Below are 18,428 nucleotides of genomic sequence, written 5' to 3' on the forward strand. Positions count from 1 at the left end.
CGGCGGGGGCGGCGATCATTTGGATATTTATCCAGCAGCATACAACAGGCGCGCCCTCAGCCGCCACCAGAGCAGGCCCCACAGGATGACGACTGCCAGCCCCAGGAATGCTACCGCTCCGGGACCGCCCAGACCATACAGGTAGCCACCCAGCGCACCGCCGACAAAGGCGCCCAGGAACTGCAAGGTGGCGTAAAGCCCCGATGCGCCCCCACGGGCCTCGGCAGGAGCCGAGCGGGTCAACTGAGCCGGCAGCAATGCTTCCAGCAGGTTGAAGGCGATAAAAAACACCGCCAGCAGCGCGATGACAAGCCAGCCGCTGCCCGCCCAGAGGGCCATACTGCCCGCCGCGAGACCAGCAGCTGCGAGTCCCAGGGCCTGCGGCACCCGGCCGCTACGCTCTGCGAGGCGCATCAACGGTAGCATCAGCACAAACGAACCGAGCATCAGCGGGCCATAGAGCTTCCAGTGTTCCGCCCCCGGCAGACCCAGCTCCGCCACCAGCAACGGCGGCAGGGGCACGAACATTGCGGTGAGCAAAAGGTGGGAAAAGAAAACCCCACTGACCAGCTTCCAGATCTCCCCATTGCCCATCAGCGCACGGAAGCCGCCCCGGTAGACGCCCGGTCCCCGGGCCTCCTGCGGATCGGGGACCAGTCGCCAGGCAATCAGCAGCCCCAGTACCGCCAGGGCGGCGGTCACCCAGAAGATGGCTGCCAGGCCCCCTGCCCCGGCCAGAACCGGACCGAGAATCACCGCCAGCATGAATGCCAAGCCGATGGCTGCACCGATGGCCGCCATCGCCTTGCCGCGATTCTCGTAGCGGGTCAGGTCCGCCATCAGCGCCATCGTGGCTGCGGCAATGGCGCCACAACCCTGCAGAATACGCCCCGCAATCAGCCCGTAAACGGAATCCGTCTGCGCCGCCACCATGCTGCCGAGGGCAAAAATCGCCAGACCGGTATAGATCACCGGCTTGCGACCCCAGCGATCCGACAGCATACCCAGCGGGATCTGCAGCAGTGCCTGGCTCAGGCCGTAAGCCCCCAGGGCAATGCCCAGCAGGGCCGGGGTGCTCCCCTCATAATCCGCGCCGTACACGGACAGTACCGGCAGCACCATGAACAGACCGAGCATGCGGAAAACGTACAGGGAAGCGAGACCCGCGAGGGCGCGGCGCTCAGTGACATTCATGGAGTAATCCGGGACGACAACAATGGCTTGAGGGCGCGCATTGTACCAGCGGCGGGCGGGTTGGTCAGTGGCCACTCCGGCAATGACCCGACCGGTGCGTCATCGAAGCATGAAGACAGCGGCCAATGTTGGGATCCGGCCCCCGGGCCTCTACCGTAAAGGCGGGAAGTAGAGAAACCCGGGTTGCGGTTTTGGCCCACTTGACAGCGGGCTTATACTTGACCGTTTTCTCCCAGCCGGTATAGGACGAAGCGTGGACACGATTTATGTACGGGGTGCGCGCACCCACAACCTGAAGAATATCGATCTGGATATTCCCCGCGACAAACTTATCGTGATCACCGGGCTGTCCGGCTCTGGTAAGTCCTCACTCGCTTTCGACACCCTCTATGCCGAGGGCCAGCGCCGCTATGTGGAATCCCTCTCCACCTATGCCCGCCAGTTCCTGTCAATGATGGAGAAACCGGATGTCGACACCGTCGAGGGACTGTCACCGGCCATCTCTATCGAGCAGAAGTCCACCTCCCACAACCCCCGCTCCACCGTGGGCACCATCACCGAGATTTACGATTACCTGCGCCTGCTGTTCGCCCGTGTCGGCGAACCCCGCTGCCCGGATCACGGCGAGCCGCTGCAGGCGCAGACCATCAGCCAGATGGTGGACCAGGTACTGGCCATGCCGGAGGGCACCAAGATCATGCTGCTGGCGCCGGTGGTGCGCGACCGTAAGGGCGAGCACCTGCACGTGTTCGAGCGCCTGCGCCGTGACGGCTTCGTGCGCGCACGCATCGACGGTACCGTATGTGACCTGGACGACACCCCCAACCTGGACAAGCGCAGAAAACACACCATCGAGGTGGTGGTGGACCGGTTCAAGGTACGCGAGGACCTGCAGCTCCGCCTGGCAGAATCCTTCGAAACCGCCCTGACGCTCACCGACGGCATTGCCTCCATCGCCTTTATGGAGGGCGATCAGGAAGAACGGCTATTCTCTGCCCGCCACGCCTGCCCGGTGTGTGATTACTCACTGAATGAACTGGAGCCGCGTCTCTTTTCTTTCAACAACCCGGCGGGCGCCTGCCCCAGCTGCGACGGCCTGGGGGTCAAGCAGTTCTTCGACGAGGACAAGGTCATCATGGACCCGGAGAGCAGCATCTCCGAAGGCGCCATTCGAGGCTGGGACCGGCGCAATATCTACTACTACCACATGCTGGACTCGCTGGCGGAGCACTACGGCTTTGATCTGGACACCCCCTGGAACAAGCTGCGCAAGAAGGACCGCCAGGTAATCCTCCACGGCAGTGGCGACACCGTGATCGACTTCAGCTATGTCAACGACCGCGGCGACGTCACTGTTCGGCGCCACACGTTCGAGGGCATCATCCCCAACTTCCAGCGCCGCTATCGGGATACCGAGTCCCAGTCTGTGCGCGATGAACTGGCCAAGTACCTGAGTACCCAGAACTGCCCGGAGTGCAGCGGCACCCGCCTGCGCCGCGAAGCCCGCAACGTGTTTGTGGACAATCGCACCCTTTCCCAGATCACCGAGCTGCCAGTGGGCGAGGCTTTCGACTATTTCGATCACCAGCTCCAGTTCAGCGGCGCGCAGAAAGAGATCGCGGACAAGATTCTCAAGGAACTCCGGGACCGCTTCCGCTTTCTTGTGGACGTGGGTCTCAATTATCTGACGTTGAATCGCAGCGCCGAGACTCTGTCCGGCGGCGAGGCGCAGCGCATCCGCCTGGCCAGCCAGATCGGTGCCGGCCTCGTCGGCGTCATGTACATTCTCGACGAGCCCTCTATCGGCCTGCACCAGCGGGATAACGAGCGGCTGCTGAACACCCTCACCCATCTGCGGGACATCGGCAATACCGTGATCGTGGTGGAGCACGATGAGGATGCGATTCGCAGTGCCGACTTTATCGTGGATATTGGCCCGGGAGCCGGTGTGCACGGCGGTGAGGTGGTCGCGGCGGGTTCGGCGGAGAAAATCGCAGAGTGCGAGCGCTCACTTACCGGCCAGTACCTCTCTGGCAAAAAGGAGATCGCTGTACCGGAGGAGCGCTATGTGCCCGACCCCGAGTATATGCTGCGAATCGAGGGCGCCACCGGCAACAACCTGAAGGAGGTGACCCTGGAAATTCCGGTGGGGCTGTTCACCTGTGTCACTGGTGTCTCCGGCTCCGGCAAGTCGACCCTGATCAACGCCACCTTGTACCCACTGGCCGCCACAGAGCTGAACAAAGCCACCACCCTGAAGGCATCCCCCCACAAAGCCGTCGAGGGACTGGAGCACTTCGACAAGTGCGTCGATATCGACCAGAGCCCCATCGGTCGTACCCCCCGCTCCAACCCGGCCACCTACACGGGGATTTTTACTCCGATCCGCGACCTGTTTGCCGGCACCCAGGAAGCGCGTTCCCGTGGTTATAAACCCGGCCGGTTCAGCTTCAACGTCAAGGGCGGCCGCTGCGAAGCCTGCCAGGGCGATGGCGTCATCAAGGTGGAGATGCACTTCCTGCCGGATATCTACGTCCCCTGTGACACCTGTAAGGGTAAGCGTTACAACCGTGAGACCCTGGAGGTCCACTACAAGGGCAAGAATATTCACGAGGTGCTGGAGATGACCGTGGAAGAGGCACGGGAATTCTTCGATGCGGTGCCGGCCATTGCCAAGAAACTGCAGACCCTGATGGACGTGGGCCTCTCCTACATCAAACTGGGCCAGGCGGCCACCACCCTCTCCGGCGGCGAGGCACAGCGGGTAAAGCTGTCACGGGAACTGTCCAAGCGGGATACGGGCCAGACCCTGTATATTCTCGACGAGCCCACCACCGGCCTGCATTTTGCGGACATCCAGTTATTGCTGGACGTGTTGCACCGCCTGCGCGATCACGGCAACACCATCGTGGTGATCGAGCACAACCTGGACGTGATCAAGACCGCGGACTGGATCGTGGACCTGGGCCCGGAAGGCGGCTCCGGCGGGGGTGAAATCATCGCCACCGGTACACCGGAAGATGTGGCGGAGACCGAGCGCTCGCACACCGGCCGCTTCCTGAAGCCGATCCTGTTCTGACCGGATCCCGGGGGGCGGGCCAGCGGCTCATCCCCCGGGCGATTACTGCAACGACAACAGCCGCCAAGAGCATAAAAACAATGAACATCGGCAAGCTGAACATCGGCCCGGCCACCATGGTCACGGCGGCCTTTATTGGCCCCGGCACCGTGATTACCGCCTCCCTGGCCGGCGCCAACTATGGTTACGCCCTGCTCTGGGCCCTGCTGTTCTCCGTGTGCGCCAGCATCATCCTGCAGGAAATGGCCGCGCGACTGGGCGTCGTCACCCAGCGGGGACTGGGGGAAAACATTCGCGAGACGTTCCAGCGCCCGCTGCCGCGCTGGTGCGCAATGGCCCTTGTAGTCAGCGCCATTTTTATCGGCAATGCGGCTTATCAGGGCGGCAACATTGCCGGTGCCGCCGTCGGCGTTACGGCCCTGTTCCGGGATTGGCCTGGCGCAGCGGCGGCGTTCAACCTGCCCGCAATTCTGATCACGATCATCGCCTTCGCCCTGCTGTGGAGTGGCAGCTATCGACTGATCGAGCGAGCCCTGGTTTTTCTTGTGGCGTTAATGAGTCTCGCCTTCCTCGCGACTTTCATTGTCACCCGTCCCGACCTTGGCGATCTGCTTCGGGGCCTGCTGGTGCCCGGCATCCCTGATGGTGCGGCGCTGACGGTGATCGCCCTGATCGGCACTACCGTGGTGCCCTACAACCTGTTTCTGCACAGTGCCAGCGCCAGTCAAAAGTGGAAGCACCGCGACCAGCTTCCCGAGGCCCGCCGGGATCTGCTGGTATCCATTCCGCTCGGGGGGCTGATTTCCATCGCGATTGCTTCCACTGCAGCCTCGGCCTTTTTTCAGCGCCAGATCGACATACAGGGCGCTTCAGGCCTGGCGGCGTCGCTGGAACCGCTGTTCGGGAGCGGCGCCGCCGCATTTCTCGGTATTGGCCTGTTTGCTGCGGGCATCTCCTCGGCGCTCACCGCGCCGCTGGCGGCCGCCTACGCACTGCGCGGTGTGCTGGGGCTTGCAGGGGGGATGCGCAGCCCAGGCTTTCGCCTGACCTGGCTGGCCGTGCTGCTATCCGGGGGGACCATCGCCACCCTGGGAGTGCGTCCGGTGGAGGTCATCTGGTTTGCCCAGGTCGCCAACGGCCTGTTGCTACCCATCGTGACCGCGTTCCTGCTGTGGGAGATGAATACCGACCGGCTGGGGGAGCACCGCAACAACCGACTGCAAAACCTGCTCGGCTGCCTCGTTCTCCTGATTACAGTGTTGCTGGGTGGGCGCAGCCTGCTATCGGCTTTCGGGGCTCTCTGAGGCAGCCCCTGTACGCGGGAGTGACGGTGCGGAAAGCCGCCACACGGTAAACCACCTACTGCAATCCCGGCCGATAGCGCCGCGAAACCTGGCCCTTCAGCTCTGCCCGGCGGAAAGGCACCGGACGCAGTTTCTCCGCCGCAAACAGTTCAGCCTGATCGGCGAAGTGGGGGGACGCCCGGTCGAGGGTGGCCGAGCCAAAATTGTGCACGGCCCTGGAGCTGACCCGCCCATCGCTATCCCACTCCACTACCATGATAAAGCTGTCCCCCGCGCGATTCTCAAAAGTGCCCTCGTCGCTCAAAGGGCCACCGTAGACCGCGCGCAGCGTGTCGGGCCCGCCATCGATTGGCCAGCTTTGCTCGCCACGCACATGCCGATTGATCTGGCCAAACGGCACCTCAACCTTTCCGTGGAAGCGCACCAGGGCGTCCACAGCATCGACAAACGCCTGATCGATTTCTTCATTGGGTACCGGTTTGCCACGTGCCTGCTGCACCGGCGCGAGGGTGAGAATCGCCAGCGCCGCCTGCAGGTTGTCCCGGCCTGTGGAGCGGTCCCAGCGTTTCAGACTGTCGAGCGCAACGGCGTATTGTTCCTGCTGCAGTCGCTCGGGTTTTTCCGCCACCAGCCATCGCTCCAGGGCCACGATCTGGTAGCTGTCCGGGTGGTAGTGATGGTCATACTTCAACTGCTCGAAATCCGCCGCGGAAATACGTTTTTGCTCCCCATACAGGGCCTCGATCTGCAGCGCCCGATTGGTCACCTGCGTCTCGATACCCATAGATGCGGGGAAATCCTCTACCCAGGCGTCATCGTCACCATCCGTCGCCTGGAAAGGAGGGTTGTTGGCGTTGTAGACCAGACCGGATTGAGGATTAAGTGTTTTCGGCATCCAGCTAAATTCGCGGTAATCACGCCAGATCAGTTCAGAGCGATCACCGGGAAGGTCCTGCCACCAGTCGGGCCCGTCGATTCGCTCGGGAAACATGGCGTTATAGTAGTGGCCGATATTCCCATCGCGATCTGCGTAGACGTAGTTGATGCTGGGCATGGCCTGCATTTTCAGGGCCGCCTCAAAGTCTTCGCGATTCTTTGCCTTGTTCAGGGCCAGCATAAAGTCGAGAGTGCGGGCCTCCCCCATCCCCGCCCAGCGCACCGCGTAGGTGCCGTGCTCGGTGCGAAAAACCGGGCCGTGTTCTGCCATCAGGATTTCCCGTCCTGCCGTCCAGTGCAACGGACCCAGCAACTTCACACGAATACGTGCCTCCCGCTTTTCGAATTCGTGCCACTGGCCATCCAGCAGATACTCGTCAGGGTTATCGGGATTGATGGTGAGGCGGTAAATATCCACCAGGTCCGGCTTGTTGACGGTGTTGGCCCAGCCGAGAAATTCATTGTGACCGTGCAGGATCACCGGCGATGCGGGAAAGGTGGCTCCGGCCATATTCCAGCCTTCATCAGAGTGCACCCGGGCCTCGTACCAGGCAACGGGCCCTGTCAGCGGCTGATGGGAGTTGATCAGCAGGCGGGTGGCATCGTCAGTGCTGCGGTGCGGTGCCACCGCAATCCCCTGGCTGCCGATCGGCAGCTGCTGGGCATCGGCCCAGGTCAGGGCCGTCTCGCCGGACCGGTTGATCTCTTTAGGTCGCTGCGGGTCCAGAAGCTCACCCAGCACCTCGTCAAACCCATAAAACATGGGCGTCTTGAAGGTAAAACCGGCCACCAGGTCGCGGCCCGTCACCGGCAGCAGGTAACGCGAAACCCGGTCGGGATTTTGTGCCGCATAGAGGTTGATACCCGCAGCGTATGCCTCGGCTACGTGACGCGCCGCGGGCGAGAGCTTGGGATAGTCCCGCTCCACCGCATCCCAGACCCCCATCCACTGCACCAGGTAATCGGTCTTTGCGGCCGCAAGCCCCTGCTCTGCCGCCAGCTGCCCGCGGGTGGCAAGAATCACGCTCTGGATAGTGTCAAAGTCGTCTTCCGCATGGGCATAGGCGAGGCCGAAGGCGGCGTCCGCATCAGTGCCGCCGTAGATATGCGGCACGCCCCAGCGGTCGCGCAATATTTCCGCATCAAAAGCGCGGGCCTGTGCGCGATAGTCGACCTTTGCGATCTGCTGCGCTACCGGAGGCGGCATGCGCAGCAGGGCCGCGGTAACGACAAGGGCAATTACAACAGAGAGGGACAACAGTAGCCGCATGGGACCTCCGAAACAGGGATGCGCTTATTATTGGTCCCGAGTGTTCACAACCGGAGCGCAGAAATAAAGTCCGGCGGGGACAAGCCCGGGGGCCGATCCTGCTGGCTGATACGAGGAGATGCGGTCGCTGGTGCTGAAACTTGCCCAGCAACCTCTGAATCCGGTGGCTCAGCTCACCCTGGGAGAGGTCCCTTCCCAGCTGTTAAGTACCCAGGCGGCTCCGGGGAGCACTGGCGGCGTTGACCGCAGTCAGGCCGACCCTGACGAAGACCGGACCAACACTCACCACGTGAGATCACGGACGGATCGGAGAAAAGTGAGGTGCGCTCTAAAGGTTACGCCCAGTTCAGCGGCTGTTCCTCGTCCTTGTCCGCGCAGGGGGTCTCCTTTGGTGGTACATAGCCGATCCGCGATTCCTCTGGCAGGTTTTTCATCTCCCAGTTGGCGACGGCTTCAGCGCAGAGGGTGCGCTGCTCCGAGGTCAATGACTGACCGTTCGGCCACTTCCCGAGCTCGATGGCACGCTTGAGGCTGCCGACGATTTGCGGGTTCAGGTTATCCAGCAACTGTTGCAGGGTCATGGAGACCTCCGGGTTCAAGAGAGCACCGATAGGCGGCATCAGATGGCCAATTATACGCCAAACAGGCGAAAAAAAAGCCGGTCATTGACCGGCTTCTTCTGACTCGGTATTCGCCAGGGGCGAGTTACCGCGGCGATTTACGCCTCAGCAGCTTCCGCTGCGTCGTCTTCGACCTGAGGGCGATCAACCAGCTCAACGAAGGCCATCGGGGCCTTGTCGCCAGCACGGAAACCGCACTTCAGGATGCGAATGTAGCCACCCGGGCGAGACTCGTAACGCGGTCCAAGCTCTTCGAAAAGCTTCTTGACCGCGTCCTTGTCACGCAGACGGGCAAACGCCAGACGGCGGTTGGCGACACTGTCCTTCTTGGCCAGGGTGATCAGCGGCTCCGCAACGCGACGCAGCTCCTTGGCTTTTGGCAGGGTGGTTTTAATCAGTTCGTGTTCAACCAGCGACGCAGTCATGTTCTTGAACATGGATTTGCGATGGGCGCTGGTACGGCTGAATTTACGGCCACTATAGCGATGACGCATAACTCAATTCCTTACGACATTTTGCTAACGACGGTGCTGTCTCAGCAAGTCGTGCTGGAGCGGCGCTCACCAGGGGCCAGACACCGCTCGGGTTCTTTCTAAGCGTGCGGCCACTGGCCGCACCTACCAGATACTTACAGGGGGCTCAGCTTGCTGTCACCCTTGAGGCTGGCCGGTGGCCAGTTCTCGAGGCGCATACCCAGGGACAGACCGCGAGAGGCCAGAACGTCCTTGATTTCGGTCAGGGACTTCTTGCCCAGGTTCGGCGTCTTCAGCAGTTCCACTTCGGTGCGCTGGATCAGGTCACCGATATAGTAGATGTTCTCTGCCTTCAGACAGTTTGCCGAACGTACGGTCAGTTCCAGGTCGTCCACCGGACGCAGCAGAACCGGATCAACTTCCGGCTCCTGGGCTGCCGGCTGGGTGTCCTTCTCGCCTTCCAGGTCGACGAACACGGCCAGCTGCTGCTGCAGGATGGTCGCGGCGCGACGGATGGCTTCTTCCGGATCCAGGGTACCGTTGGTCTCCAGGTCCAGAACCAGCTTGTCCAGGTCAGTGCGCTGCTCCACACGCGCGGCTTCCACGCTGTAGGAGACGCGGCGAACCGGGCTGAAAGAGGCGTCCAGCTGCAGACGACCGATCGAGCGAGTCTCTTCCTCGTCCTCACGACGGGCATCGGCGGGCTGGTAGCCACGGCCGCGCGCGACGGTCAGACGCAGGCTGAGTTCGACGTCCCCGGTGATGTTGGCAATCACCTGTTCCGGATTGACGATCTCGATGTCGTGATCCACCTGGATATCTCCGGCGGTCACCGCACCCGGTCCCTTCTTGCTCAGGCTCAGCACGGCCTGATCCTTGCCGTGCATGACAACGGCAATTTCCTTCAGGTTGAGCAGGATTTCGATTACGTCTTCCTGCACACCTTCAATCGCGCTGTACTCGTGCTCAACACCGTCGATCTCGACTTCAGTGACGGCGCAGCCCGGCATGGAGGACAGCAGGATGCGACGCAGTGCGTTACCCAGAGTGTGGCCGAAACCACGCTCCAGCGGCTCCAGAACCACCTTGGCGTGGTTCGGGTTGTACTCGGTGACGTCAATACGACGGGGTGTCAAAAACTCGTTGACAGCAGTCTGCATAGCCATACCTGTTTAAAGTTGTATCCCTTACTTGGAGTAGAGTTCCACAATAAGGTTTTCGTTGATCTCTGCCGGCAGATCGACGCGATCCGGAACACGCTTGAACGTGCCTTCCAGCTTGGTCGCGTTGACGTCTACCCACTCGACATCGCCACGCTGGGCGGAGAGGGAAACGGAATTCTGGATACGCATCTGCTTCTTGGCTTTCTCGCGAATCGCAATCACGTCACCAGCCTGTACCTGGTAGGACGGGATGTTTACCGCGCTGCCATTGACCAGAATTGCCTTGTGGGCAACCAGCTGACGCGCTTCGGCGCGGGTCGCACCAAAGCCCATGCGGTAAACCACATTGTCCAGGCGTTTTTCCAGCAACTGCAGAAGGTTTTCACCGGTAGCACCCTTGAGGCGCGCCGCTTCCTTATAGTAGTTACGGAACTGCTTTTCCAGTACGCCGTAAATGCGGCGAACTTTCTGCTTTTCACGCAGCTGTACACCGTAGTCGCTCAGGCGACCACGACCCGCGCCATGCTGGCCCGGCTTGGTTTCCGCGCGGCACTTGGAATCGTGCGGGCGAACACCACTTTTCAGCTGAAGATCAGTACCTTCCCGACGGGAAAGTTTACATTTTGGTCCAATATAACGTGCCATCTTGTCAGCCCCCTCTTACACGCGACGCTTTTTGGGCGGACGACAACCATTATGCGGGATCGGCGTCACGTCGGTGATGTTGGTGATCTTGAAGCCGCAGTTGTTCAGTGCGCGAACGGCAGATTCGCGACCGGGGCCAGGGCCCTTAACTTCGACATCGAGGTTTTTCAGGCCGTATTCCTGAGCGGCATTACCTGCGCGCTCTGCGGCAACCTGGGCTGCAAACGGCGTGCTCTTACGAGAGCCGCGGAAACCGGAACCACCGGCGGTGGCCCAGCTGAGGGTATTACCCTGACGATCAGTGATCGTTACGATCGTGTTGTTAAACGATGCGTGGACGTGGGCAATACCGTCGACAACGGTCTTTTTGACCTTTTTGCGAACAGTAGTTTTTGGCTTAGCCATACCTGTATCCTAAATCCTGTATCAAATCCCCCGATACCCGAGGGTTTCTTAAACCGCGATTGGCAGCGCGATCGCCTTACTTGCGAATCGGCTTGCGCGGGCCCTTACGGGTGCGGGCGTTTGTCTTGGTGCGCTGGCCACGCAGCGGCAGGCTGCGACGGTGGCGCAAACCGCGGAAGCAACCCAGGTCCATCAAACGCTTGATGTTCATGGAAACTTCGCGGCGCAGATCACCTTCCACGGTCAGTTTTGCAACTTCACCACGGATAGATTCAATCTGGTCTTCAGACAGATCACGGATTTTGGTGGATTCAGCGATACCAACCGCTGCCAGAATAGACTTAGACGTCGTGCGACCAACCCCAAAGATATGGGTGAGGGAGATCACGGCGTGCTTGTGGTCTGGTACATTGACACCAGCAATACGTGCCATAGAGGCATACTCCACGTATTGGGAGTCACTCTTGTGTGACTCATCTTAGATTACGGCGCTGACAGCGACTAAAAAACGGCCTGCGCCACCAAAAAGGCGCGCAAGAATAGCTTCTCAGACACTAAATTGCAATAGCCCGCCTCCTCCGCGAACCGATCGTGGAGAGAAACGGACGACAGTCAACGCCCCCAATTGGAACCGAAGGGCTGACCCTTCAGTCCCCACCGGGCGTCAAGGGACTCCCGGTGTCGCCAGTGACCGCGGGGGCCGCAGTCACTGGCATGTTCGAATACTGGCGTCTCAGGCAGCCATCCCTGGGTGGACGCCGTTCCGGCCATCCATGGCCGGCGGATAATCACAGCCCGAGGCAGTGCCTCGGGCGAAGTGATTAGCCCTGCCGCTGCTTGTGGCGCGGCTCAGCGCTGCAGATAACCCGCAGAACGCCCTTGCGGCGCACGATCTTGCAGTTACGGCAGATCTTTTTAACAGAAGCGCGTACTTTCATGATCCTACCTCAATTCACTTAAACCGCATGCCGGTGCCGCTATCAGCGGCGACCGTAGCCCTGCAGGTTCGCCTTTTTCATCATTCCTTCGTACTGGTGCGACAGCAAGTGCGACTGCACCTGAGCCATGAAGTCCATCACTACGACCACCACGATCAGCAGTGAAGTACCACCCAGATAGAAGGGTATGTTCAGCCCGACCACCAGGAACTGCGGCAGCAGGGAGACCAGTGCGATATACACGGCGCCGACCAGGGTGAGGCGAGTCAGAACGCTATCGATGTAGCGAGCCGTCTGTTCACCAGGACGAATGCCGGGCACGTACGCGCCAGACTTTTTCAGGTTGTCGGCCACTTCATTCGGGTTGAACATCAACGCCGTATAGAAGAAGCAGAAGAATCCGATCAGCAGCGCGAACAGGATAATGTTCAGCGGCTGACCTGGCCCGAGCTGCAGTGCCATCCACTGCAGAATCTGCGCACCGATTCCTTCGCCACCCTGACCAAACCACTGAGCCAGCGTGGCCGGGAACAGCAGGATACTGCTAGCGAAGATCACCGGGATTACGCCCGCCATGTTCACCTTCAGCGGCAGGTGGCTGGACTGAGCCGCGGGAGCGGCTGAGTAGCGACCCGCCTGACGGCGCGCATGGTTGATGGTGATCCGCCGCTGGCCGCGCTCCATCACTACGACAAAGTAAACCACCGCGATGGCAACAAAGCCGATAGCCAGCAGCAACAGAATGTGCAGCTCACCCTGACGGGCCTGCTCAAACGCCTGGCCGATGGCACTGGGCAGGCCGGCAACGATACCGGCAAAGATCAGCATGGAGATGCCGTTACCGACACCGCGCTCAGTGATCTGCTCACCCAGCCACATCATGAACACCGCACCGGTCACCAGTGACACAACGGCCACAAAGTAGAAACCGAATGCCGGGTCTGCAGAGTAGGCCAGGTTCTGACCAGCCAGCCCGAAGGTCATGCCGATACCCTGGATCAGGGCCAGCACCACCGTCAGATAACGGGTGTACTGGTTGATCTTGCGCCGGCCCGCGTCACCCTCTTTCTTGAGGGCTTCGAGGGACGGTGTCACCGCGGTCATCAACTGCATGATGATGGACGCGGAGATGTACGGCATGATGCCCAGCGCCAGAATACTCATGCGCTCCAGTGCACCGCCCGAGAACATGTTAAACAGACCCAGGATGGTTCCCTGATTCTGATTGAACAGATTGGACAGCTTTTCCGGATCAATGCCGGGCACCGGAATATGGGTACCTACGCGATACACAAGTATTGCGAGGAACAGAAAACGAAGGCGAGCCCAAAGCTCGCCCAATCCCTTGCTGTTGCCCAGGGAATTTACGCCGGATCCTGGTCGTGCCATTGGGGCCTCAATTAGTCTTCTACTTTACCGCCAGCAGCTTCGATGGCCGCTTTCGCACCTTTGGTGACGCCGAGACCCTTGACGGTAACCGCCTTGGTCAGCTCGCCAGAAAGGAACACTTTGGCGCGTTTTACGTGGCTGCCGATAATATCGGCATTCTTCAGCGCTGCCAAATCGATTACGTCCGCATCTACCTTGTTCAGCTCACCCAGACGCACTTCCGCCGCGAAGCGGGAGGTGTATGCAGTGAAGCCGTACTTCGGCAAACGCTTCTGCAGCGGCATCTGACCGCCTTCGAAGCCTGGACGAACGCTGCCGCCGGAACGGGACTTCTGACCCTTGTGGCCACGGCCACCGGTCTTGCCCAGGCCACTGCCGATACCGCGACCGACGCGCTTGGCAGCGTGCTTGTGACCTTCAGCGGGAGAAAGTTCATTCAAACGCATGTTATTCCCCCTCCACCTTTACCAGGTAGTTCACTTTGTTGATCATGCCGCGCACAGCCGGAGTGTCTTCCACTTCCACAGTGTGACCGATGCGGCGCAGACCCAGACCGGCAACGCACGCCTGATGGTTTTTCAGGCGTCCGGCGATGCTTTTGATCTGGGTGACTTTGATGGTCTTCTTAGCCATGGTCTTACCCACTAAATAACCTTTGGTCCGAACCGCAATCAGTTCAGGATTTCTTCAACAGACTTGCCGCGCTTGGCCGCTACGTCTTCCGGGCTGTTCATCTGAGACAGCGCGTCGAAAGTAGCACGCACTACGTTCACCGGGTTGGTGGAGCCGTAGCACTTGGCCAGTACGTTGTGCACGCCTGCCATTTCCAGTACGGAGCGCATGGCACCGCCAGCAATGACACCGGTACCCTGGGAGGCCGGCTGCATGTATACCTTGGAACCACCGTGTACACCTTTGGTGGCGTACTGGATGGTGTCGCCATTCAGCTCAACCTGAATCATGTTGCGACGCGCAGCTTCCATCGCCTTCTGGATAGCGACCGGTACTTCGCGGGCCTTGCCGCGACCGAAACCGACACGTCCGTTACCGTCACCAACGACAGTCAGTGCGGTAAAAGCGAAGATGCGACCACCTTTTACAGTCTTGGCAACGCGATTGACCTGGACCAGCTTTTCCTGCAGGCCTTCGTCGTTGCTTTTGTCTTTCTCTCTAGCCATAACTCAACCCTTAGAATTTCAGACCGGCTTCGCGGGCAGCGTCAGCCAGAGCCTTGACACGGCCGTGGTATTTAAAACCGCTGCGGTCGAAGGCAACTTCTTCAACGCCGGCAGCCTTGGCGCGCTCGGCGATCAGGGAGCCTACCGCTGTCGCGGCATCGACGTTACCGGTTTTACCTGCGCGCAGGTCCTTATCCAGGGTAGAGGCAGTGGCCAATACCTTGTCGCCGTCGGCGGACAGGATCTGTGCGTAAATGTGGCGCGGCGTACGGTTCACGGTCAGGCGAACAGCGCCGAGCTCGCGGATCTTGGCGCGGGCACGACGTGCACGACGCAAGCGAGATTGCTTCTTAACGTTCATTTCAATGCCCTACCTACTTCTTCTTAGCCTCTTTGCGATACACGCGCTCTTCGGCGTAGCGGACACCCTTACCTTTGTAGGGCTCCGGCGGACGGAATGCGCGGATCTCGGCGGCCACTTGGCCCAGCAGCTGCTTGTTGCTGCTCTTGAGTACGATTTCAGTCTGGCTCGGGGTTTCGGCGCTAACGCCCTCCGGCAGCTGATAATCGATCGGGTGGGAGAAGCCCAGGGTCAGGTTGACGGTCTTGCCAGACGCTTTCGCGCGGTAACCTACACCCAACAGCTGCAGTTTCTTCTCGAAACCCTGGCTCACGCCAACAACCATGTTGTTGACCAGAGCGCGAGTGGTACCAGACAGTGCCTTGGCCTGCTTGGAACCATTGCGGGCTGCGAAAGTCAGCTTGCCTTCAGCTTCGGCTACTTCCACGTCGCCGTGGATAACCATGCTCAGGTTGCCATTTCCACCCTTGACGGCGATGTCCTGGCCTTTCAGGTCAACAGTCACGCCGGCGGGGATAGTTACTGGATCATTTGCTACTCGAGACATACTAACCCCCGCTTAGAATACGGTGCAGAGCACTTCGCCACCGACACCAGCCTGACGAGCGGCACGATCAGTCATCACACCCTTGGAGGTGGAGACGATAGCGACACCCAGGCCACCGCGTACGGAAGGCAGAGCTTTCTTACCAGAGTAAGCGCGCAGGCCAGGACGGGATACCCGGTCCAGCTCGGCGATGACCGGCTTGCCCTGAAAGTATTTCAGGTCAATGGTCAGTTCGGGCTTGGCACCCTCGCTTACGGCGTAATCATTGACGTAACCCTCGTCCTTCAGGACTTTGGCTACAGCAATCTTCAGTTTGGATGAAGGCAGAGTAACGCTCGCCTTTCCGCGCCCCAGGGCATTGCGGATGCGAGTCAGCATATCTGCCAACGGATCTTGCATACTCATTTGTTAATGACTCCTCAAGTCTGCCTTTACCAGCTGGACTTAACCAGGCCGGGAACATCACCACGCATGGCTGCTTCGCGCAGCTTGTTACGGCACAGGCCGAACTTGCGGTAGACAGCGTGGGGGCGACCAGTAATACGACAGCGGCGTTGCTGACGTACCGGGCTTGCATCGCGCGGCAGTTTCTGCAGCTTGAGTTGAGCCTCCCACTTTTCCTCATCGGAAGCAGTGGGACTGGCGATGATCGCCTTCAGCTCCTGACGCTTTTCAGCGTACTTAGCTGCGGTTCGAGCGCGCTTATCTTCGCGCGCAATCATGGATTTCTTCGCCATGGAATCCTCTTAACCCTTGAAAGGGAAGTTAAACGCTTTCAGCAGAGCACGACCTTGGTCGTCGTTCGCTGCTGTGGTGGTAATGCAAATATCCAGACCGCGGAGCTTGTCTACTTTGTCGTAGTCAATTTCCGGGAAGATAATTTGCTCGGTCACACCCATAGAGAAGTTTCCGCGGCCGTCGAACTGCTTCGGGCTGATGCCACGAAAGTCACGGATACGCGGGATCGCGATGTCAACCAGTCGCTCCAGGAACTCATACATGCGCTCGCCGCGCAGAGTCACCTTACAACCGATCGGCCAACCATCACGGATCTTAAAGCCCGCAATAGACTTGCGCGCTTTGGTCACGATGGGCTTCTGACCAGTAATCGCTGTCATGTCACTGACAGCGTGCTCCAGCACCTTCTTGTCACCAATCGCCTCACCAACACCCATGTTGATGGTGATCTTGGTGATGCGCGGCACTGCCATCACATTGTCGACACCCAGCTCTTCTTTCAGCTTGGGCGCGAGTTCTTTTACGTAGAGCTCTTTAAGCTTTGCCATGATTAATACCCAACCTGCTTATGCGTCGACGGCTTCGCCGTTGGATTTGAAGACGCGAATCTTAGTGCCGTCTTCCAGTACTTTGAAGCCCACACGGTCAGCTTTCTGGGTTGACGGATTGAAAATCGCCACGTTGGAGACCTGAATAGCGGCCTCCTTCTCAACGATACCGCCGGAAATGCCCATCTGCGGGTTCGGCTTCTGGTGTTTTTTGATCATCTGTACACCGGATACGATCAGTCGGCCGTCGTTCAGCACCTTGCGTACGGTGCCGCGCTTGCCTTTGTCGCGACCGGCGATAACGATGACTTCGTCGTCACGCTTGATCTTGCGCATTACTCTATCTCCGCTCCAGGCTTAGATAACTTCGGGGGCCAGTGAGATGATCTTCATGAACTTCTCACTGCGCAGCTCGCGAGTTACCGGGCCAAAAATACGGGTGCCAACCGGCGCATGTTGCTGGTTCAGCAGTACCGCTGCGTTTTCGTCAAACTTGATCAGGGAGCCGTCTGGGCGACGCACACCTTTCTTGGTGCGAACCACAACAGCGTTCATCACCTGACCTTTCTTTACTTTACCGCGGGGGATGGCTTCCTTAACGGTCACCTTGATAATGTCGCCCACGCCAGCATACCGACGATGGGAGCCGCCCAGCACCTTAATGCACATGACGCGGCGAGCCCCACTGTTGTCAGCTACTTCTAAGTAGGATTCCGCTTGAATCATCGTCTCTCTCCGAAACTCTTCAATGCGCTAGGGGTTAAACCTTCGCCGCACGCTCTACAATCTTTTGCAAAGACCAGGATTTGCTCTTGGACAGCGGACGAGACTCTTCAATAACTACAACATCACCGATGCTGCAATCATTGTTCTCGTCATGGGCCTTGAGCTTGGTGGACTTGCTCACATATTTACCGTAGATCGGGTGCTTCACACGGCGCTCGATCAAAACGGTGATGGTTTTGTCCATCTTGTCACTTACGACTTTGCCAGTCGCAGTACGCTTCAGTTTTGCTTCAGCCATGATTAGTTACCTGCCTTCTCGGTCAACACAGTCTTAATGCGAGCAATGTCGCGACGAGTCTGCTTCAGCAGATGGGTCTGAGTCAGCTGACCGGTGGACTGTTGCATGCGAAGCTTGAACTGAGCCTCGAGTTGATTCAGCAGCTCCTGGTTCAACTCCTCAACTGACTTTTCGCGTAGATCTGCAGTCTTCATTACATCACCGAACGCTTAACGAAAGTTGTCTTCACAGGCAGCTTGGCTGCGGCGAGCTCGAAAGCCTCGCGAGCCAGATCTTCGGAAACACCCTCCATCTCATAGAGGACCTTACCCGGCTGGATCTGAGCTACCCAGTATTCTACGTTACCCTTACCTTTACCCATTCGAACTTCGAGGGGCTTACTGGAAATGGGCTTGTCCGGAAACACACGAATCCAGATCTTACCGCCACGCTTAACGTGACGGGTCATTGCGCGACGAGCTGCTTCGATCTGACGGGCGGTAATGCGACCGCGACCGATGGCCTTGAGGCCGAACTCGCCAAAGCTCACTTTAGAGCCGCGCTGGGAAAGACCGCGGTTGCGACCCTTCTGTACCTTGCGGAATTTTGTACGCTTCGGTTGTAGCATCTGCGCACC

25 protein-coding genes are annotated in these 18,428 nt (G+C 59.5%); 2 read left to right on the top strand and 23 right to left on the bottom strand.

Going from position 1 to position 18,428, the window contains the following annotated elements; all coding sequences use genetic code 11:
- Positions 1-27 precede the first annotated feature (27 nt).
- Positions 28-1,194: an MFS transporter gene (locus AWR36_RS15120; protein ID WP_067086952.1), complete on the bottom strand. Its 1,167-nt coding sequence runs from the start codon at positions 1,192-1,194 to the stop codon at positions 28-30.
- 253 nt (positions 1,195-1,447) lie between these two features.
- Between AWR36_RS15120 and uvrA the strand changes: the two genes are divergently transcribed.
- Entirely contained in the window at positions 1,448-4,273 is a 2,826-nt protein-coding gene (gene uvrA, locus AWR36_RS15125; protein ID WP_067086955.1) for an excinuclease ABC subunit UvrA, read from the top strand.
- 80 nt (positions 4,274-4,353) lie between these two features.
- Complete coding sequence (locus AWR36_RS15130; protein ID WP_176491153.1) at positions 4,354-5,577, top strand: Nramp family divalent metal transporter; 1,224 nt, start codon at positions 4,354-4,356, stop codon at positions 5,575-5,577.
- 55 nt (positions 5,578-5,632) lie between these two features.
- Here the strand turns inward: AWR36_RS15130 and AWR36_RS15135 are convergent, their stop codons facing one another.
- From AWR36_RS15135 to rplP, 22 genes are all read right to left on the bottom strand, one after another.
- Positions 5,633-7,783, bottom strand: coding sequence for an acylase (locus AWR36_RS15135; protein ID WP_067086960.1), 2,151 nt, complete (start codon positions 7,781-7,783; stop codon positions 5,633-5,635).
- A 335-nt stretch (positions 7,784-8,118) separates the two neighbouring features.
- Positions 8,119-8,364, bottom strand: a complete 246-nt coding sequence (locus AWR36_RS15140) for a YeaC family protein (RefSeq protein ID WP_067086963.1) — start codon at positions 8,362-8,364, stop codon at positions 8,119-8,121.
- A 137-nt stretch (positions 8,365-8,501) separates the two neighbouring features.
- Positions 8,502-8,897 carry a 50S ribosomal protein L17 gene (gene rplQ, locus AWR36_RS15145; RefSeq protein ID WP_067086966.1) on the bottom strand — a complete coding sequence of 132 codons (396 nt, stop codon included), beginning with the start codon at positions 8,895-8,897 and terminating at the stop codon, positions 8,502-8,504.
- Between the two features lie 134 nt (positions 8,898-9,031).
- Positions 9,032-10,036 (bottom strand): DNA-directed RNA polymerase subunit alpha, encoded by a 1,005-nt coding sequence (locus AWR36_RS15150; protein WP_067086969.1) that lies wholly within the window; start codon positions 10,034-10,036, stop codon positions 9,032-9,034.
- Between the two features lie 27 nt (positions 10,037-10,063).
- Entirely contained in the window at positions 10,064-10,684 is a 621-nt protein-coding gene (rpsD, locus tag AWR36_RS15155; RefSeq protein WP_067086973.1) for a 30S ribosomal protein S4, read from the bottom strand.
- Positions 10,685-10,699: 15 nt separating this feature from the next.
- Entirely contained in the window at positions 10,700-11,089 is a 390-nt protein-coding gene (rpsK, locus tag AWR36_RS15160; RefSeq protein WP_067086978.1) for a 30S ribosomal protein S11, read from the bottom strand.
- 76 nt (positions 11,090-11,165) lie between these two features.
- Complete coding sequence (rpsM, locus tag AWR36_RS15165; protein ID WP_067086982.1) at positions 11,166-11,522, bottom strand: 30S ribosomal protein S13; 357 nt, start codon at positions 11,520-11,522, stop codon at positions 11,166-11,168.
- Between the two features lie 388 nt (positions 11,523-11,910).
- On the bottom strand, positions 11,911-12,027 hold the full coding sequence (rpmJ, locus tag AWR36_RS15170) for a 50S ribosomal protein L36 (RefSeq protein WP_010133825.1): 117 nt from the start codon (positions 12,025-12,027) through the stop codon (positions 11,911-11,913).
- A gap of 42 nt (positions 12,028-12,069) precedes the next feature.
- Positions 12,070-13,416, bottom strand: coding sequence for a preprotein translocase subunit SecY (gene secY, locus AWR36_RS15175; protein ID WP_067086985.1), 1,347 nt, complete (start codon positions 13,414-13,416; stop codon positions 12,070-12,072).
- 11 nt (positions 13,417-13,427) lie between these two features.
- A complete protein-coding gene (rplO, locus tag AWR36_RS15180; protein WP_067086990.1) occupies positions 13,428-13,862 on the bottom strand; it encodes a 50S ribosomal protein L15 in 435 nt (144 codons plus the stop codon).
- 1 nt (position 13,863) lies between these two features.
- Positions 13,864-14,049 (bottom strand): 50S ribosomal protein L30, encoded by a 186-nt coding sequence (gene rpmD, locus AWR36_RS15185; protein WP_067086993.1) that lies wholly within the window; start codon positions 14,047-14,049, stop codon positions 13,864-13,866.
- Positions 14,050-14,087: 38 nt separating this feature from the next.
- On the bottom strand, positions 14,088-14,594 hold the full coding sequence (rpsE, locus tag AWR36_RS15190) for a 30S ribosomal protein S5 (RefSeq protein WP_067086997.1): 507 nt from the start codon (positions 14,592-14,594) through the stop codon (positions 14,088-14,090).
- 10 nt (positions 14,595-14,604) lie between these two features.
- Entirely contained in the window at positions 14,605-14,955 is a 351-nt protein-coding gene (rplR, locus tag AWR36_RS15195) for a 50S ribosomal protein L18 (protein ID WP_067087000.1), read from the bottom strand.
- A 13-nt stretch (positions 14,956-14,968) separates the two neighbouring features.
- Positions 14,969-15,502 carry a 50S ribosomal protein L6 gene (gene rplF / locus AWR36_RS15200; RefSeq protein ID WP_067087003.1) on the bottom strand — a complete coding sequence of 178 codons (534 nt, stop codon included), beginning with the start codon at positions 15,500-15,502 and terminating at the stop codon, positions 14,969-14,971.
- A gap of 12 nt (positions 15,503-15,514) precedes the next feature.
- Positions 15,515-15,907, bottom strand: a complete 393-nt coding sequence (rpsH, locus tag AWR36_RS15205) for a 30S ribosomal protein S8 (protein WP_067087007.1) — start codon at positions 15,905-15,907, stop codon at positions 15,515-15,517.
- 26 nt (positions 15,908-15,933) lie between these two features.
- Positions 15,934-16,239: a 30S ribosomal protein S14 gene (gene rpsN / locus AWR36_RS15210; RefSeq protein WP_067087012.1), complete on the bottom strand. Its 306-nt coding sequence runs from the start codon at positions 16,237-16,239 to the stop codon at positions 15,934-15,936.
- A gap of 9 nt (positions 16,240-16,248) precedes the next feature.
- Positions 16,249-16,788: a 50S ribosomal protein L5 gene (gene rplE, locus AWR36_RS15215; RefSeq protein ID WP_067087017.1), complete on the bottom strand. Its 540-nt coding sequence runs from the start codon at positions 16,786-16,788 to the stop codon at positions 16,249-16,251.
- An 18-nt stretch (positions 16,789-16,806) separates the two neighbouring features.
- Entirely contained in the window at positions 16,807-17,124 is a 318-nt protein-coding gene (rplX, locus tag AWR36_RS15220) for a 50S ribosomal protein L24 (RefSeq protein ID WP_067087020.1), read from the bottom strand.
- 21 nt (positions 17,125-17,145) lie between these two features.
- The gene (gene rplN / locus AWR36_RS15225; RefSeq protein WP_067087024.1) at positions 17,146-17,514 is read right to left on the bottom strand and encodes a 50S ribosomal protein L14; all 369 of its coding nucleotides are present in this window, start codon (positions 17,512-17,514) and stop codon (positions 17,146-17,148) included.
- Positions 17,515-17,548: 34 nt separating this feature from the next.
- Positions 17,549-17,812, bottom strand: a complete 264-nt coding sequence (rpsQ, locus tag AWR36_RS15230; RefSeq protein ID WP_067087027.1) for a 30S ribosomal protein S17 — start codon at positions 17,810-17,812, stop codon at positions 17,549-17,551.
- A gap of 2 nt (positions 17,813-17,814) precedes the next feature.
- Complete coding sequence (rpmC, locus tag AWR36_RS15235) at positions 17,815-18,006, bottom strand: 50S ribosomal protein L29 (protein ID WP_067087030.1); 192 nt, start codon at positions 18,004-18,006, stop codon at positions 17,815-17,817.
- Positions 18,006-18,419, bottom strand: a complete 414-nt coding sequence (rplP, locus tag AWR36_RS15240; protein WP_067087034.1) for a 50S ribosomal protein L16 — start codon at positions 18,417-18,419, stop codon at positions 18,006-18,008. Before rplP ends, rpmC begins: the two co-directional genes overlap by 1 nt.
- Positions 18,420-18,428: the final 9 nt, after the last annotated feature.

Source organism: Microbulbifer flavimaris (assembly GCF_001641755.2).
Taxonomy (GTDB): Bacteria; Pseudomonadota; Gammaproteobacteria; order Pseudomonadales; family Cellvibrionaceae; genus Microbulbifer; species Microbulbifer flavimaris.

What these genes read in the sequence shown, in the direction of transcription:
- rplQ (WP_067086966.1), bottom strand. Translation starts at nt 8,897, where the DNA reads ATGCGTCATCGCTATAGTGGCCGTAAATTCAGCCGTACCAGCGCCCAT.
- rplE (WP_067087017.1), bottom strand. Translation starts at nt 16,788, where the DNA reads ATGGCAAAGCTTAAAGAGCTCTACGTAAAAGAACTCGCGCCCAAGCTG.
- AWR36_RS15140 (WP_067086963.1), bottom strand. Translation starts at nt 8,364, where the DNA reads ATGACCCTGCAACAGTTGCTGGATAACCTGAACCCGCAAATCGTCGGC.
- AWR36_RS15130 (WP_176491153.1), top strand. Translation starts at nt 4,354, where the DNA reads ATGAACATCGGCAAGCTGAACATCGGCCCGGCCACCATGGTCACGGCG.
- rpsQ (WP_067087027.1), bottom strand. Translation starts at nt 17,812, where the DNA reads ATGGCTGAAGCAAAACTGAAGCGTACTGCGACTGGCAAAGTCGTAAGT.
- rplO (WP_067086990.1), bottom strand. Translation starts at nt 13,862, where the DNA reads ATGCGTTTGAATGAACTTTCTCCCGCTGAAGGTCACAAGCACGCTGCC.
- rpsN (WP_067087012.1), bottom strand. Translation starts at nt 16,239, where the DNA reads ATGGCGAAGAAATCCATGATTGCGCGCGAAGATAAGCGCGCTCGAACC.
- rplR (WP_067087000.1), bottom strand. Translation starts at nt 14,955, where the DNA reads ATGAACGTTAAGAAGCAATCTCGCTTGCGTCGTGCACGTCGTGCCCGC.
- secY (WP_067086985.1), bottom strand. Translation starts at nt 13,416, where the DNA reads ATGGCACGACCAGGATCCGGCGTAAATTCCCTGGGCAACAGCAAGGGA.
- rpmC (WP_067087030.1), bottom strand. Translation starts at nt 18,006, where the DNA reads ATGAAGACTGCAGATCTACGCGAAAAGTCAGTTGAGGAGTTGAACCAG.
- AWR36_RS15135 (WP_067086960.1), bottom strand. Translation starts at nt 7,783, where the DNA reads ATGCGGCTACTGTTGTCCCTCTCTGTTGTAATTGCCCTTGTCGTTACC.
- rpmJ (WP_010133825.1), bottom strand. Translation starts at nt 12,027, where the DNA reads ATGAAAGTACGCGCTTCTGTTAAAAAGATCTGCCGTAACTGCAAGATC.
- rplP (WP_067087034.1), bottom strand. Translation starts at nt 18,419, where the DNA reads ATGCTACAACCGAAGCGTACAAAATTCCGCAAGGTACAGAAGGGTCGC.
- rpsK (WP_067086978.1), bottom strand. Translation starts at nt 11,089, where the DNA reads ATGGCTAAGCCAAAAACTACTGTTCGCAAAAAGGTCAAAAAGACCGTT.
- rpsD (WP_067086973.1), bottom strand. Translation starts at nt 10,684, where the DNA reads ATGGCACGTTATATTGGACCAAAATGTAAACTTTCCCGTCGGGAAGGT.
- AWR36_RS15120 (WP_067086952.1), bottom strand. Translation starts at nt 1,194, where the DNA reads ATGAATGTCACTGAGCGCCGCGCCCTCGCGGGTCTCGCTTCCCTGTAC.
- rplF (WP_067087003.1), bottom strand. Translation starts at nt 15,502, where the DNA reads ATGTCTCGAGTAGCAAATGATCCAGTAACTATCCCCGCCGGCGTGACT.
- rplX (WP_067087020.1), bottom strand. Translation starts at nt 17,124, where the DNA reads ATGCGCAAGATCAAGCGTGACGACGAAGTCATCGTTATCGCCGGTCGC.
- rplN (WP_067087024.1), bottom strand. Translation starts at nt 17,514, where the DNA reads ATGATTCAAGCGGAATCCTACTTAGAAGTAGCTGACAACAGTGGGGCT.
- rpsE (WP_067086997.1), bottom strand. Translation starts at nt 14,594, where the DNA reads ATGGCTAGAGAGAAAGACAAAAGCAACGACGAAGGCCTGCAGGAAAAG.
- rpsH (WP_067087007.1), bottom strand. Translation starts at nt 15,907, where the DNA reads ATGAGTATGCAAGATCCGTTGGCAGATATGCTGACTCGCATCCGCAAT.
- rpsM (WP_067086982.1), bottom strand. Translation starts at nt 11,522, where the DNA reads ATGGCACGTATTGCTGGTGTCAATGTACCAGACCACAAGCACGCCGTG.
- AWR36_RS15150 (WP_067086969.1), bottom strand. Translation starts at nt 10,036, where the DNA reads ATGCAGACTGCTGTCAACGAGTTTTTGACACCCCGTCGTATTGACGTC.
- rpmD (WP_067086993.1), bottom strand. Translation starts at nt 14,049, where the DNA reads ATGGCTAAGAAGACCATCAAAGTCACCCAGATCAAAAGCATCGCCGGA.